13 protein-coding genes are annotated in these 15,799 nt (G+C 35.8%); 2 read left to right on the forward strand and 11 right to left on the reverse strand.

Annotated features, from left to right (window positions below; genetic code table 11):
* Positions 1–20: 20 nt before the first annotated feature.
* Positions 21–1,400, reverse strand: coding sequence for a carboxypeptidase-like regulatory domain-containing protein (locus OLM61_RS12655; RefSeq protein WP_264523019.1), 1,380 nt, complete (start codon positions 1,398–1,400; stop codon positions 21–23).
* A gap of 69 nt (positions 1,401–1,469) precedes the next feature.
* Entirely contained in the window at positions 1,470–2,855 is a 1,386-nt protein-coding gene (locus OLM61_RS12660) for a carboxypeptidase-like regulatory domain-containing protein (protein ID WP_264523020.1), read from the reverse strand.
* Positions 2,856–3,110: 255 nt separating this feature from the next.
* Here OLM61_RS12660 and OLM61_RS12665 point away from each other — a divergent pair, with 255 nt between their 5' ends.
* Positions 3,111–4,250, forward strand: coding sequence for a peptidoglycan endopeptidase (locus tag OLM61_RS12665; RefSeq protein ID WP_264523021.1), 1,140 nt, complete (start codon positions 3,111–3,113; stop codon positions 4,248–4,250).
* Positions 4,251–4,253: 3 nt separating this feature from the next.
* Here the strand turns inward: OLM61_RS12665 and OLM61_RS12670 are convergent, their stop codons facing one another.
* The 5 genes from OLM61_RS12670 to OLM61_RS12690 all read right to left on the reverse strand — a co-directional run bounded on the left by OLM61_RS12670 (position 4,254) and on the right by OLM61_RS12690 (position 7,933).
* The gene (locus tag OLM61_RS12670; RefSeq protein ID WP_264523022.1) at positions 4,254–4,643 is read right to left on the reverse strand and encodes a response regulator; all 390 of its coding nucleotides are present in this window, start codon (positions 4,641–4,643) and stop codon (positions 4,254–4,256) included.
* Positions 4,633–6,057: a sensor histidine kinase gene (locus OLM61_RS12675; RefSeq protein ID WP_264523023.1), complete on the reverse strand. Its 1,425-nt coding sequence runs from the start codon at positions 6,055–6,057 to the stop codon at positions 4,633–4,635. Before OLM61_RS12675 ends, OLM61_RS12670 begins: the two co-directional genes overlap by 11 nt.
* A gap of 503 nt (positions 6,058–6,560) precedes the next feature.
* A complete protein-coding gene (locus tag OLM61_RS12680) occupies positions 6,561–6,971 on the reverse strand; it encodes a DUF5958 family protein (protein ID WP_264523024.1) in 411 nt (136 codons plus the stop codon).
* A 105-nt stretch (positions 6,972–7,076) separates the two neighbouring features.
* The gene (locus OLM61_RS12685) at positions 7,077–7,496 is read right to left on the reverse strand and encodes a hypothetical protein (RefSeq protein WP_264523025.1); all 420 of its coding nucleotides are present in this window, start codon (positions 7,494–7,496) and stop codon (positions 7,077–7,079) included.
* A 38-nt stretch (positions 7,497–7,534) separates the two neighbouring features.
* Entirely contained in the window at positions 7,535–7,933 is a 399-nt protein-coding gene (locus OLM61_RS12690) for a hypothetical protein (protein WP_264523026.1), read from the reverse strand.
* A gap of 332 nt (positions 7,934–8,265) precedes the next feature.
* On the opposite strand from OLM61_RS12690, the gene OLM61_RS12695 reads away from it, so the two are divergent.
* Positions 8,266–9,678, forward strand: coding sequence for an APC family permease (locus tag OLM61_RS12695; protein ID WP_264523027.1), 1,413 nt, complete (start codon positions 8,266–8,268; stop codon positions 9,676–9,678).
* 222 nt (positions 9,679–9,900) lie between these two features.
* Here OLM61_RS12695 and OLM61_RS12700 read toward each other — a convergent pair whose 3' ends face one another.
* From OLM61_RS12700 to OLM61_RS12715, 4 genes are all read right to left on the reverse strand, one after another.
* Entirely contained in the window at positions 9,901–10,362 is a 462-nt protein-coding gene (locus OLM61_RS12700) for a DUF1810 domain-containing protein (RefSeq protein WP_264523028.1), read from the reverse strand.
* Positions 10,363–10,536: 174 nt separating this feature from the next.
* On the reverse strand, positions 10,537–11,163 hold the full coding sequence (locus tag OLM61_RS12705) for an alpha-ketoglutarate-dependent dioxygenase AlkB family protein (protein ID WP_264523029.1): 627 nt from the start codon (positions 11,161–11,163) through the stop codon (positions 10,537–10,539).
* Positions 11,164–11,211: 48 nt separating this feature from the next.
* On the reverse strand, positions 11,212–12,600 hold the full coding sequence (locus tag OLM61_RS12710; protein WP_264523030.1) for an exonuclease domain-containing protein: 1,389 nt from the start codon (positions 12,598–12,600) through the stop codon (positions 11,212–11,214).
* Positions 12,601–12,742: 142 nt separating this feature from the next.
* On the reverse strand, positions 12,743–15,796 hold the full coding sequence (locus tag OLM61_RS12715; RefSeq protein ID WP_264523031.1) for a DNA polymerase III subunit alpha: 3,054 nt from the start codon (positions 15,794–15,796) through the stop codon (positions 12,743–12,745).
* Positions 15,797–15,799 lie beyond the last annotated feature (3 nt).

A 15,799-nucleotide genomic window follows, 5' to 3' on the forward strand; every position in this document is an offset into this window, starting at 1 on the left:
AAATAAGCAAGCTTTTGTGTTTACTCAATAGGTTTAGCAGCACTCACTTCTTGCGATAAAATCTTCGTTTTATTGGGTTTTGTGGTTTCAAATTCCTCGAGATCAATGCTGAATACTTTTTCTGAGGGTATTTGAGAATAGCTATTGTCGATGCGTCCTCCAATAATATATAATTTATTGTTGTAGTAATACATCGCAGCACGTTTTGACTCCAGTTCGATTTCAAATTCTTTTAACTGCTTTGTTTTTAAATCGTAAGTATACATTTTTCGATCCTCAAAAAAGTAAATGATATTATTGTTATAGGCAATAGCAGGTCTTTCTAAGGGAGTGAATAATTCACCGGGAAATCCCCATTTTTCTGTTGTCAAGTCAAAAGTTTCGATTTGCGACAAAGGTTTTCCATTGTATCCGCCAATGAAATAAATTTTGTTTTCAATCAATATCCCTGTCGTTTCTTTAGCGGTTAGCATACTGGGAAGTTCGTACCAGTATCCTGATGTAATATTGTACAAATGCATTTTATCGGTAAAATCTTTTTTACCCTTTTCGTCCATTTTTACCGATCCTCCGGCTACAATGATATTATCGTTATAACTAAAGGAAGCAAAATCAGCTGCCTGATGCGGATTTGCCTTATCTATTTTAATACTATGTTTGTCAAGATCTACCACTTCAATCTTATCTTGTAAGTATTCCCAACTACTAATCTTGTTAACCAATATTTTTTTTCCGCCCAAGACATAAATCAGATTGTTGTAGAAATGAATGTTGTGATAAGCTCTGGGCAGCAGTTTTAAATCCTGAACCTCCCAAATGTCATTCTTTATGTCATAAACAGAAAGGTGTTTTTTATAATGGCGTTTTCCTGTATTTTGAGCTTCCTCCAGAAAATCCTGAAAGTTTGGATCGGCTTTTTTGGCTCGTACTTTTGCCAGCTGATCTACTTCGGAATAAGCATCTCCACCGCTAACATAAATTTTATCCTCCTTTAAAAAAGAACCAAAGGAAAAAATAGGGTATTTTAAAGAGGCTAATTTGCTGAATGAAATCTTAGTTTTTAATTTTGAATTAGAGGCAATAGTTACTCCGGATAAATTTTCGATGTTTTCTTCAAGTGAAACGGTGAAATTTCGGCTTGTTAAAAAGCTCAGCGATATTCTTATCGTTTTGTACCCCAGATGAGAGAACTCTATGGTCTCCTCATTTTTAAATTCGGGCAGCAGTTTTAAAGAAAATTTACCGTTTTCATCCGTTGTCGTTCCTGTTTTGCTTGATAGTGCCAATATATTGGTGTTTTCAAGCGGAAGGCTGCCTTTTTGAGATACGACTACGCCTTTTATATTTTGGGCGATGACTAATAAGGGACTAAAAATAAAAAGTAAAAGTAATTTTTTCACGCTGTTCAGATTAAGATTGATTTTTGGTTGTTATAAAGTAAATTAGTTTCGAATACTGAAAAGCTTTTTTTAATTGGCTTTGGCAAGGTTCATTTCTCTCTTTAGGGTTTTAGTTCGGGCGGGTTTCGTATTTTTGAAATCTTCAAGATCAAATGTAAAAATAGTTGAGGAAGGAGCTTTTTCAAATTTACTTTCCGTGCGTCCTCCTAAAATATACAGTTTGTTATCGGCAAAATACATAGTGGAATACTTTAGGGCTAACTCCGTTTCGTATTCTTTAAGTTGTTTAGTTTTTAAATCGTACGTATACATTGTGCGATCTTCATAAATATAAATTATGTTGTCGTGATAGGCTATGGCTGGTTTTTCCAATCCGTAAAATAAATCGCCTTCTGTTTGCCATGCCTGTGTATTTAAGTCAAAGGTTTCTATTTTAGATACCGGTTTTCCGTCATCTCCACCAATAAGATAAATGGTATCGTCTATCACAATTCCCGATGTTTCTTTTGCTGTTGGCATAGGATCAAGTTCATACCAGTATCCTGAAGTAATGTTGTACAAATGTACCTTGTTGGTAAAATCTTTTTTTCCACTTTCAGACAATTTTAAAGAACCTCCCATTACAATAATATTATCCTTGTAAGTAAAGGACGCAAAATCAGCTGCCTGATGCGGGGTGGTATAGTCTGTTTTAATCGTTTGATTATTGAGGTCCAGAACTTCGTTTTCATTTTGAAGGTATTCCCAATTGCTTTTTTGATTGACCTTAAGCGATTTTCCACCCAAAACATAAATCGAATTGTTGTAGTAATGGATGTTATGATGGGCTCTTTTCTTTAATTTGGGTTCTAATTTCGGATATTCCCAGGTATTTGTTTTGATGTCATAAATAGAGAAATCCCGTCTAAAATAAGAAAGAACAGCGTTTTGCTGATAGGCTTCCAGATAAGTGGTTAAGGTAAAATCGGCTCTTTTGGATCGTATTAGTTCCAGTCGGTCCACCTCATAAGAAGCATCGCCGCCAATGATGTAAATTTTATCGTCCTTCAAAAAAGAGCCAAACGAAAAAATACTATGTTTCATTGAAGTTAATTTGCTGTAGGGAAGTTTTAAATTCAATTTGGGATTGGCTTTAACCGTTACACCTGATAGATTTTGGACTTCATCTTCAAGAAAAACCTTATAGTTTTGTTTTTTCAGATAGCTGAGAGAGAATTGTACGCTAGCATAACCAATATGTGAGAATTCTAGTACCTCATTGTCTTTAAATTTTGAAAGCAGATTTAAAGAAAATTTACCTTCTTCATCTGTTATGGTTCCAGTTTTGCTTGATAAGGCAAATACATTGGTATTTGCAATTGGAAGTTTGGTTTCCTGAGAAATTATAGTGCCATTTATATTCTGAGCAATTGATAATAAAGGAGATAGAATGAAAAGTAAGAGTAGTTTTTTCACACGGTTTTTGGGTTAGGATTGGTTGTTTTGGTTTGAAAATAGGGCCTTTTATAAAGAGCATTATTTCAAAGGGTTGACTCAATTTTTATGCCGAAATTGTTAATTTGAACAAAATAAGATGTTAAAAAAGGTGCTTTTTTTACTTTAAAAAGTTAAATTCGCTTATCGGGTAAAATAATTCCCTTTTTCTGAGTTTATAATTCAGAAAGTAATTCAATTCAGAGCGTGTAATAAAAGATAAAAATGTAATAAAGAATGGTTTCCAGGTTAATAGTAATTTTGTTTTTTTTCAGTGTTGGTGTTTTTTCACAAGAAAAGTATATTAAACACAAAATCTCACAAGGAGAGAATCTTACAGTAATTGCTAAAAAATACGGAGTAAAACCAAAAGATATTGCAGAAGCAAATCCGAAAGCGCCCAAAGTTCTAAAACTAAATTCCATTTTATTAATACCAAACCGCAATAAGACAGTTGCTAAAAAAACTGCCGAAACGGTTGCCAATACTACTCCGGTTGTAACTCCGGGTTCTCACGAAGTTTTGGCTAAAGAAACGCTTTGGGGAATTTCAAAAAAATACAATGTTTCAGTTGATGGCTTAAAAAAAGCCAATCCGCTTTTAGAAAGCGAAGGTTTAAAAATTGGACAACAAATTAACATCCCGACTACTACCGACACAAACACTGCTGTAGCGACGACTGCTCCGGTAATCGAGAATGTTCAGGAACCTGCGAAGGTTGAAGTAAGTAGAGAGGTTTTACCGAAAGAAACAAAATACGCCATCGCAAAAGAGTTTGGGATAACCGTTAAGGAATTAGAAAAACAAAATCCTGAAATTAAGAAGAGGCTAAAAGTGGGTTACCTGCTTAAAATAAATGTTTCACCCGAAAAAGCAGCAGCTTTACAGGAAATGAAGCCTGCCGAACCTACTACATCCACACCACCGATTCAGATTGCCGAAGATACTACCGTAAAAAAAGATTCTACATTTGTAAGACTGGGCAATAACGCTGATTTGATTGATCAACTGATTGTAAATGCAACAGAGAATATTGGAACACGTTACCGGTCAGGCGGAACAACAAAAGCCGGTTTTGATTGTTCAGGGCTAATGATCTGTACCTTTAATAATTTTGATATTAAGCTGCCGAGAAGTTCGATCGAACAATCCAGAATTGGAGTTAGGGTTGAAAGCGAAGCCGCACAAAAGGGAGACCTGATTTTCTTTAAAACCAACGGAAGACGCCGTATCAATCATGTTGGGATGGTCGTTGAGGTAACAGAAGGAGAAATTAAATTTGTACACTCTTCTACTCACGGCGGTGTTATGATTTCCTCTACTAAGGAGCCTTATTACCAAAGAAGCTTTTCTCAGGTAAACAGAGTTCTTCAATAGTTTTTAATAGTTAAACAGTAAGGCTTTAAATTCCTCTATCGGAAAAGGCTTGTTCAAAAAAGCATTTACATACTTGTTTTTATTGATTTTTGCAATTTCATCCAGATCTAAGGTCGAGGAAAGTACAAAAATTCGAATCCCTTTTTTTACGTCTTTTTTTAATTTACGGAACTCCTCCAAAAATTCGAAACCATTCATTATTGGCATTTGAATATCCAGTAAAATGATGAGCGGATGACTGTTTTTTTTAACAGCAAGCCACTGAATTCCTTCCTTACCATTGTTGGCAATAAAGACCTCGTCAATATCAAGCACTTTTTTCAGTAACTGTTTAATGACAAGCTGATCAATCAAATTGTCGTCGACGATTAGAAATTCGGGTTTAGTTTGCATGAGAATGTGGAATTGCTACAATAAATTTACTCCCGACCGTGTTTTCAGAGAAAACCGAAATAGTTCCTTTGATGTTTTCTAAAGCTTCTTTTGCAATGTAAAGACCTAATCCTGAACCTTTGTTTTTGTTTGTACCAAAATACATCTCAAAAATACTGTCTTTAAATTCGTCTTTAATGCCAATTCCATTATCTGTTATTTCTATTTTATCATAGCCTTCATCTGTATAAGTTTTAATCGAAATAAACATTTCGGGTTTATTGACATCGGCATATTTGATGGCATTTGAAAGCAAATTCGAAATAATGATTCTTAAACGCAAGTCATCGCTTTGGATGATATCGACCAATAATTCCTTTTTAAAATTTATTTTGTTGGCATTTTCGATATGCATCAATTGCAAAATAGATTCGTCAATTAATTCCTTTAAGCTCACAGGTTCGATTACAACCTGTTTTCGTTTGTTTTTAGAGTAATCTATAATGTCAATTATAAACTGATCCTGTTTGGTGAGACTTTTATGCATCAGTGTTAAATAGTCTCTGATTTGATCAATATCATCTTCAAGCTGCGTAATTTCGATCAGACCTTTTAAGGACGTTATAGGCGATCTCAAATCGTGAGAGGCACTATAAACAAAACGATCCAGCTCGTGATTGACAAGGAGCAGGTTTTCGTTTTTTTCTTCAATTTCTTTCTTGGAAATCAGTAAGCGTTTTACCATAATCGCGTAGTACGAACATACGCTTATCACGATAATCAGAATAAAAACAATATTGGTTATAATAAGAAGGCTCTTGATTTTTCGTGTTCCCTCTCCCAAAGTATTCAGGAAGTTACGTTCGTTAATAGTCAGTTTGTCGCTGATGATACTAATTTCGTTTAGAAATTTTTGTTGACTGGCGGGGGTCAGACGATTTTGTTTTATCTCGGCATCTACCTGCTGACCCAGCGTAGCTAATTTGAATATTAATTCGTCGCCCTGACCCCATTCGTGAATTGCTTTTGCTAAAAAGGATACATCTTTAAAGTTTACAAAGAGCCAGATAATATCGTCCAGATCCTCTTCGTGATTTCGTCCCGTGAGAAATCCTTGCCGGGCAGTTTCGCTATCTCCTTCTTTTAAAAGAGCTCTTCTGGCGATGCCGTCCCCCTGAGGTACTTTTAATTCCTGAGAAAAGAGTTTCCATTGGTTGGGATCTTTAGTAAAAAGATACATAATGAGATATCGTGCCGCGTCTTTTTGTCCTTTTGAATAATGTGATTCCCCATTAACATAAGCCCTGTTGGCAGATAATATTTTGATTGTAAAAAAGTTGATGCAGATCAGTAAAGCGCAGGAAATAAATACAATTATCAGGGGAATGAAAACATTCGGGAAACGTGTATTTTTAAAAAACGGACTCTTAGACATAATTTTCAGATTTGGAGGTTCATGCTGCTTTTTCTTTATCTGGTAAGAGTACTTAATGATCGAAGGTGTCTTTCTGAGAAAAAGCAGGTTACTGAGAGTTTTGTTTTTTAACGGTTTTGAAATAAACAATTGTTAATAAAAACTTAATTTCCTAAGATTGATTTGCGCCTTTATAAATTTAATAAAAAAACGATATAGTTTTACAAATGAGCTAGTTTTTCTTGTTAATTTTATTTTTCACGTTGTTTTTTTATATAATTTAATGTTATAGCGTATTTTATTTTTGTTTTTCGAATTTTGATCCATTAGGGGGCATTGTATGGCGCAAAACTTAATTTAGAAATGGAAAAATAACACAAATAAAAATATCCTGAAATGCGTTATTGTTTTGTTTAACAATTCTTCATGTCGTTTAAAACGTAGTTCTTTTTATAGCTTATTAAAAAAGCTACAACTTTTTGGTGAGTTGTAGCTTCTAAATATTTAAGGTAAGACAGTATGTTTTATTCAAATTCATGCCAAAAATGTTCACAGCCATTTTTACATTCGGTATTTCTTCGTTCAGTATCTGTAATTTTAAAAATCCAGAGTAATGAGGTTAAAACTTTTTTATTTTCGTTTTCAGGAAGTTCCGCTAGTTTATAAAAGGCAATTCGTGTTGGGTAATTTTTTAAAAGTACAATCGGGGTATAGGTTGATTTTAATGGAATGGTATGAAGCGCCTGCTGATAAGTTTCGGTATCATAATGAGTTTTCTCAGGAATGGCGTTGTATATATAGTTTTTTAAAGTTGTAAACAGCCTTTCGAAATCATAATGGGGATCTTCTAATAAAAGTTGTATTCCAAGATTAAAGTCTATTTTATCCTGCGCAACCTTGTTGATTATCTCTTCTTCTTTAGACATTTGGTACATAAAGATATTTTAATTCTATTTTATAGATTGTTGTCTTGAAATCTTGAATTTTAAGTAGTGCTAAAATATAAAATATCTTTTTCAATTGTTTAGAAGGTGTCGTTCCTATTGTCCTTTTTTGTATTCTTGAATATCCTGAGAACCATCACTAAAAGTTTGAATTATAGAAAGTTTATTTTTGTTTTCAATAAAATTTATTTTTTCGTCATATTGAGAATTTCTCCATCTTCCATCTATATTTGACCAAAGAATTTTAGTGCCATAAAATTTTATTTTATAATCGAATTTCCTTCTATCTGATTTTCTAATATAGGATACATAGTATAAGTTCCCTTTTTTAATTGCAGTGATTATTTTAGGTTGTTGCCCCATAATAGACGCCATAGTATATCGGGCAATATCTTCATAAGTAAAAGTCTTTAATGTAGTTTTTTCTACTTTATTTGTTTCTTTAATGGTGATTTCTTTTTCTTGTTTGCTACTAAGAGTAAGAATGAGAATTAAAAGAGGAATAATTAATTTCATGTTTTTTTGATTTAGATAATTTTAGGGATGTTTTTGATTTATCTCCTTCTTGGAGCACTTCGCGTATGTGGAGCAACATAAGTTCCATTTTTTCTTGTATAACCTTTTACCTGAACGGACCCTCCTGAAGAGCTTCTTATTGAGGATTTAGTGTAACTACTGCCCGAGGAATTGTTATTGTCTGAAGTGCTGGAAAAACTTGAATTGCTATAGGCAGGATTTATAGCCCATCCTTTAAAATTTTGCCACTTTATTTTTCTTGCTTTTTTATCACTTCTATTAATGTATGCGCCAGATCCTTTTGGAATTACGGTAACTGATTCTTTTCCATTTTCCGAAGTGAAAATCGGAGTATCTTCATCGATGTTGACAAAATAATAATTGGTAGCACAGGAATTAAGGACAAATAATAATAAGATTAGTGAGATTTTTTTCATAGTTATTTGATTAAAGTAGATTAATATTCTTTTAGTATGTCAAATGTAAACAGGTGAAGAAGTATTATTTTATGGAAATCCGTAAACGCAATTATTATTTAAAAGGTCTGATAAAAACAATGTTGATGTGAAGGATAGAGGTGGTCTCCTTTAGTAAAGAAAAACAGAATAAAAGATAGAGTCGGAAGCCCAACCCGGAAGGACACGCCCAATTTACTTTAGACTTTTGGAATTTGGAATTTAGAATTTGGAATTTGAATTTTGGTATCTAAAAATTGAAAACTAAAATTTAAGAAAAAAGTATATCTTTAACCAACCAAAAAACTATAATTATGCAAGAAAACGACCAGGAAGATTTTAAAAGAGAACTGGGATTATTAGACGGAACCATGCTTGTGGTAGGTTCTATGATTGGATCAGGAATATTTATCGTGAGCGCCGATATCACCAGACAAGTAGGCTCAGCAGGATGGTTAACGCTAATTTGGCTCCTTTCAGGACTGATTACGGTAATAGCTGCTGTGAGTTACGGCGAGCTTAGCGCAATGTTTCCAAAAGCCGGAGGACAATATGTGTACCTAAAGGAAGCTTACAATAAACTAATTGCCTTTTTGTATGGCTGGAGTTTTTTTGCTGTAATCCAGACCGGAACGATTGCTGCGGTTGGAGTGGCTTTCTCAAAGTTTGCAGCTTATTTGTATGAGCCATTGAGCGATGAAAATATACTTTATGAACTGGGGGCTTTTAAGCTCAACGCCGCTCAGTTGGTTTCGATTTTTACCATTGTTGTATTAACCCTGATTAATAGCCGCGGGGTGAAGAATGGAAAAATTCTGCAAACCGTTCTGACTATTATCAAAATTTTATCTTTACTTGGTTTAATCGTTTTTGGATTAACATTAGGCGCAAAAGCTTCGATTTGGGATGCCAATTGGGGCGCTAATGCCTGGGCAACACGTACCTATAATGCAGAAAGTGGCTCGTGGCTGCCTATTAGCGGAACAGCTTTGATTAGTGGAATTTCGGCCGCCATGGTAGGTTCGTTATTTTCCAGTGATGCCTGGAATGGGGTTACTTTTATTGCGGGTGAAATTAAAAACCCAAAGCGTAACGTAGGTTTCAGTTTGTTCTTAGGAACTTTTATTGTAACGATCATCTATGTTTTGACCAATTTAATGTATTTGGCGGTAGTTCCGTTAGACGAGATCGCTACAGCCAAATCAGACCGTGTAGCGGTAGTGGCTTCGCATTATATTTTTGGTAATATTGGTACGCTCATTATTGCGATCATGATCATGATTTCGACTTTTGCCTGCAACAACGGACTCATTATGGCTGGTGCAAGGGTATATTATACCATGGCAAAGGATGGCCTTTTCTTTAAAAAAGCAGCCGTTTTGAACGAATCAAGTGTTCCGGGCTGGGCTTTGTGGGCACAGTGTTTCTGGGCTTCTGCTTTGTGTCTGACAGGAAAGTATGGCGATTTATTAGATTTTGTAATTATCATTGTATTGATTTTTTACATTTTAACCATTTATGGAATTTTCATCTTGAGGAAAAAAATGCCGGAAGCCGAAAGACCCTATAGAGCCTTTGGATACCCATTTTTACCAATGCTGTACATTGTAATTGCAACTGCCATTTGTATTTCGCTGTTGCTTACCAAATTCTCAACCTGTGGATGGGGAGTTTTGATTATGTTAACGGGAATTCCGGTGTATTACTTGACGAAACCGAAAGAATAACATTAAAGTTACATAGATTCAGAGGGGCAAAGGTTCAAAGGTTTGGTGAACTGTAAATTTGTCTGCAAAATATAAATGCCTTGTTTTTAGCAAGGCATTTTTTGTATACGGTTTGGAGGAATAAAAAATCAGTAGGCTAAAAAAAAACACTACTAATCTGCAAAAGCAAAAGGAGTAGTGTTTCTTAAATGTAAATAATCTAAAAAAGCGGGCTTATGCAAACTAAGCCATTTCAGCTTCAACAGATGATTCTATAGTTGAATTAATAATAGACAATGTAAGAGGATCCGTTTCTCCTGAGAAAAAAGCATCTAAAATTTCCTGAAATACAGGATTTGTATTTTCTACCAAAGAGAAAAGTGTCATAGACGAACGTAATTTACGCGCATTTAAATCACCTAAAATTCCATCGGCTGACTTTCTTTTAAAAGTTAAAAACAGTTCTGAAATTTCGATAAGATGTTTTCCTAAAATTGGGTGTTCTAAAAAGTCGGTTGCTTCTTTTAGATCGTTAATGGCATAATAATTTGCAGTATCACTCTTACCCAATCCTTTAATTTGAGGAAAAATGAACCACATCCAGTGTGTCTCCTTTTTTCCTTTTTTAATTTCAGAAAGGGCAGTAAGATAAAGTTTGTTTTGCGCATCTAAAAAACGCATTAAATCATTGTTTGAATAAGCCATTGTGGTAATGTATATGTAAAAAAAGGTTGCAAAAGTAGTAAAAAAGATAGGGTTTGCCTAATAAAAGGTTCATACACTGAGTATTTTAACTTTTAGAGGAGGAATTTTCTACACTATTTTACAGTAGAAATAACGCCCTTTGAGTTATTATATTTCAGGACAAGTTTTACAAAATCAACTTTTTCGGTTGGTTCTCCTAAAGGTCAGGTTGATCCTGGGTAAAACATCACGAGCAGTTTTGGGAACCTGATGTTGCCAAAAACTATTAGTCGTTCCGGACATTAATAGAAAAGAACCATGATGCAGCGGAATCTCTACTTGTGGAATTTCTTTTCGGAATTTATGACGCAATCGGAACATTCGGGTTTCGCCAAAAGTGACCGAAGCAATAATTGGGTTTGGTCCGGTGTTATGTTCTTTGTCGCTGTGCCAGGAAACACCATCATTGCCATCTCGATATAAATTAAGCAGCAGACTATTAAATTCGAGTTGGGTTTCTCTTTCGACACGTCCTCTAATCCTTAACAATTCATAAGTCCAGTCAGGACCATTTTGATCTGCTCCAACATTATCTTTGTCTTCGTACCAGGAAATCATTCGGGGAGCTGTAACAATTTTATCATACATTTCCATTTCATATTCTCTCCATTTCGTTTGACGTAGTAATTTTTCGTAAAAACGATCAGATTCTTCTTTACTGAAGAAGTTATCGATCAAAATAAGTTCTGCATCAGGCAGGTCAAATATCTTTTTTCCTTCCAAACCTGTGGCAAATAATTCGGTATCGCTAAATAGTGTCATAAGTCAATACTTTAGGTTTATAGCTCTATTTTAAAAATTAGGTTCGTTTTAGATCCTTGATTGTAGCAAATTTTTGTTGAAAAAAACTTTTCGGGGATTTTTCTCTGCATAAGCAAAAATCAATTGCACAATGTATTGATTGCTTTTATAAGGCGTAGCATAATTTTTTACTTCGGAAGGATCGGTAATCGCAACATCCAACGGAATATATCCCATGCCATAAAAATGACCGTTTTCTATCCAAATACAACTGCGTTCGTGTGCTGTTCTTCCTTTTTCTATAATGGCAAAAGTGGGTCTGTTGCTTAATAAAAAATCAATAGCATTGTCGACTTGTTCATTGTGAAGGGAAACCTCCGGCAAATCTTTTACATCATTATTCTGAAAGGATTCTCCTTCTTCAGGTTTTGAATATTTGCAAAATCTATAATCAATTTCAAATCGTTCTGCTAAACCCCGCAGCATATTTGTTGCTTCGTGTAAACTACTGAAATGCTCAATACACGGCTGAAATTTATTGAGTTTCCCGATAGCCAGATATTTATATCCGTTGCGGGCTTCATATTCGTACAATCCAAATTTTGGTTCAAATCGTTTTAAAGCCCTGTTGTAAGTTGGCCAAAGGTGTTTAATTTCGGTACATTCTAACAGCAGCGCCATTAACTCGTTGCCACAAACTTCATAGGAAATAGAATAAATATCCCGTAAGAAATGTTGTCTTTGCGGATTAATTTTGTGACCGCTAAAATGAGAGGCAACACGTTTTTTTATATTAACCGCTTTTCCCACGTAGATTACTTTTTTTACCTCATTATAAAAATAATAGACACCCGGTTTTTCGGGTAGTTGATTAAAATCTTCTGGCGGAAGGTTAGGAGGTAAACGCTGATCCTGTGCCGTGTTTTTGATCATTTGTTCGATATGACCTTCCTCATCCCATTCGAGTAATCGCGAAAACAATATAGCGGTAGCATCTGCATCTCCGCCGGCGCGATGCTGGTTTTCTAAAGGGATGTCGAGCGAATTGCAAAGCTTTCCTAAACTATAGGAGGGAAAACCCGGTCTGATTTTTCGGGCTGCGCGAACGGTACATAACTTTCTGGCGGTCCATTTAAGACCTGCTTTTTCAAGTTCATGACGAACAAACGAATAATCAAAATTGACATTATGAGCCACAAAGATTCGATCGGTAAGCATCTCTAATACTTTATCTGAAATGTCATCGAAGATTGGCGCATTAGCTACCATTTCGTTATTAATTCCTGTTAAGGCAAAAATAGCAAGAGGTATTTCCTTCTGTGGGTTTACAAGTGTTTCAAAGCGGTCTGTTACTTTTTCGCCATCGTGAATGACAATGGCAATTTCTGTAATGCAGCTGCCACTGGCATTCCCGCCTGTGGTTTCAATATCGACTATGGCATATTCTTGCTTTTTCATCTCATTTATATAACGTCAAACTTAATTTAATGTTTAAAACTTTAACACATAGGGACATAGTCGGCAAGTGAAACGCCTTTGTTATTATTTTGAAACTATGTTTCTATGTGTTTAAAATATTATGCTCAACTGGTTATGTGTTTTAAAATTTCATTCGGTGCCGGGGCAAATTAATCTCATGTCCTTGCGGATAAGGGGCTCGATGTGTTGGACTAACATCTTCCTTAATTTGGCGTTGTGTTTTAAACTGATCTTTAGCATCCATATAACGCGGATCCGGAATAAAAGGCATTTTGGCCATCTTGGTTATGGTAATTGTTGGAAAATGATAATCGACTTCGACATTTCCTAACAAAAGATAGCAGCCGCCACCCTGAAAAGGATAGTGGGCCAGGCTGTCCGGGAAATGGGCCGTGTCAAAATAAGTACCTTCATGATCGATCCAGGTGCCAAAATACATCGTTCCTTTTTTGGTAGGAACTTGTTTTCTGGAAATGAGATAAGCGAGCATGCGAACTTGTTTTTTATGATGGCTTACTAAATCTTTGCCCATAATATCGCCGCGGTATTTGGTTTGTAAAAGATCAAAAACAGTGCAGGATACAGGAAAACTTAATAGTTCAATTTCATCAAAAGCATCTTCATATAAAGAACGTTCCAGAGTAGGAAGCTTGTATTCCTTTACCGGTTCCTGCATCAGTCTCAGGTTTCTGTTTTCGGGTTTGAAATTATTAAGAAGCAAACTTGCGACAACCAAAAGCTGATTTTTGGTTTTTCCTGTAAAACGAAAAGCATCTATAAAAATTAGAATTTTCATGCTTTCAATGCCAATAGGGATTCTGTTGATAAAATCCTCTAAAGAAAGAAAAGCACCATTTTTCTCCCGATCCGACTCAATTAAATGCGCCGTTTTAGATTCAAGGCTCTGCAAATGCATAAAGCCAAGATAAATGTCTGTGCCATACAAAGTAGTCTGATATTCACTTTTATTCACACACGGGTTGTGAATGCTGCCGCCTGACATACGTGCTTCGTGTACATAAACTTCAGTTCTGTAAAACCCGCCCTGATTATTGATTACTGCGGTCATAAACTCTACAGGATAATAAACTTTCAGAAACAAACTCTGATAACTTTCTACGGCATAAGAAGCCGAATGCGCTTTACAAAAAGAATATCCCGCAAAAGATTCAATCTGACGGTAAATTTCCTGACTCAGCATTTCGGGATGTCCTTTTTGGGCACAACAGGCAAAAAAGTTGTCTTTTACTTTTTGTAAAGCTTCCAGAGACCTTCCTTTTCCGGACATGGCACGACGCAGAATATCGCCGTCAGCAGCAGGAAGACCACCATAATGCTGAGCGATTTTGATCACATCTTCCTGATAAACCATAATGCCGTAAGTTTCGCCAAGCTGTTCCTTAAAAACGTCATGAAAATATTGAAACTGATTTGGGTTATTATGACGAAAAATATACTCTTTCATCATTCCGGATTGTGCCACACCGGGACGGATGATAGAGGAAGCCGCTACCAGAATTTTATAATTGTCACAATTCAGCCGGCGTAATAAACCGCGCATGGCAGGGCTTTCGATATAAAAGCAGCCAATAGTGCGGCCCTGAGCCAAATAGATGTTGCATAAAGCTTCGTCTTTAGAAATTGAAGTATTGCGGATGTCCACTTTTATACCACGGTTTTTTTCGATCAGTTTTACGCTGTCGTCAATATGTCCAATACCACGCTGACTTAAAATATCGAATTTCTCAAAACCAATCTCTTCGGCAATGTGCATGTCGAAAAGCACGATAGGAAAGCCTTTTGGAGGCATTTCTAAGGGAGTATAATTCGTAATAGGCTCTTCGGAAATCAGAATACCACAGGCGTGCATGCTGCGGTGATTGGGGTATTTTTCGAGCATCATACCATATTGCTGTACCAATTTTACAATGGAATTGGTTTCGTGTAACGCCATTGGATTTTTGGCCAGCATATCGAGTTCTTCTTTCGGAAGACCAAATACTTTTCCAACTTCTCTAAAAATCGACCGGTATTTGAATTCGACATTGGTGCCACAGAAAGCGACACGATCACGACCATATTTATCGAAGATATATTCTAAAATGATGTTGCGTTCTTTCCAGCTCCAGTCAATATCAAAATCGGGAGGGGTTTTGCGGTTAAGGTTTAAAAAACGTTCAAAGTATAAATCCAGTTCGATAGGGCAGATGTCTGTAATTCCGAGACAATAGGCAATAATACTGTTGGCACCGCTGCCCCGGCCAATATGCATAAAACCCTGACTGTTGCTGTATTGTACAATATCCCAGGTGATAAGAAAATAACCGCTGAACTCTAATTCATCAATAACTTTCAGTTCTTTTTCGACACGTTTTTTGGCTTCCAAATTCTCGTCTTCATAACGGTTTTTGAATCCTTTCCAAGCCAAATCCGTCAGTTTTTCTAAATCTTCCTGGCGGCTTTGGGTATAGAATTTTTTGTTTTTTGGAACTCCAAAATCATATTCAAAATTACAGGAATCGATTATTTGCTGAGTGTTGGCTATAATTTCAGGATAATTCTCATAGTAAGGCAACAGCGCTTCTAAAGGCTTTAATTTCTCAGAATTTTTGCAATAATCAGATTCCGTTAACTTCGATAAAAGAGTATTGGTGTCAATCGCCCGCAGAATTTTATGTAGGTTAAATTCTCTTTTGTTTGTAAAAGTTATCGGTTCAAGAATTACCATTTTAGCAATTCGGCTTTTAAATTCAGCCGTAAAAAGCTTAGAAACTTCATCTGTCCGAATCCCGATAAACTCATTTTCGCGAAGTGTTGCCGGAGCATTTTCCAGCGTATAAATCACAAAGACCGACTTGAATTCGGGGGCAATCAAAGGCAAAGGTGCTCCGCTGAAATTGTGATCGGTTAAGAAGCGGTTCATTTCGCCTAAACCTTCCGTATTTTGAGCCAAACCAATATATCGGAATTGATGATGGCATCGAAATTCTATCCCAACTAAAGGTTTAATTTCTTTTTCTTGACAGGCTTTTATAAAATCATAAATTCCGGTTATCGTATTAATATCTGTAAGTGCCATAGCTTTTACACCACAAGAAGCGGCATGCCCGACCAAATCCTTAAGCGGAATTGTGCCGTAGCGAAGCGAGTGGAAGGAATGGCAGTTGAGATACATGAT

Origin of the sequence: Flavobacterium sp. N502536 (genome assembly GCF_025947345.1) — a bacterium.
Classification (GTDB): domain Bacteria; phylum Bacteroidota; class Bacteroidia; order Flavobacteriales; family Flavobacteriaceae; genus Flavobacterium.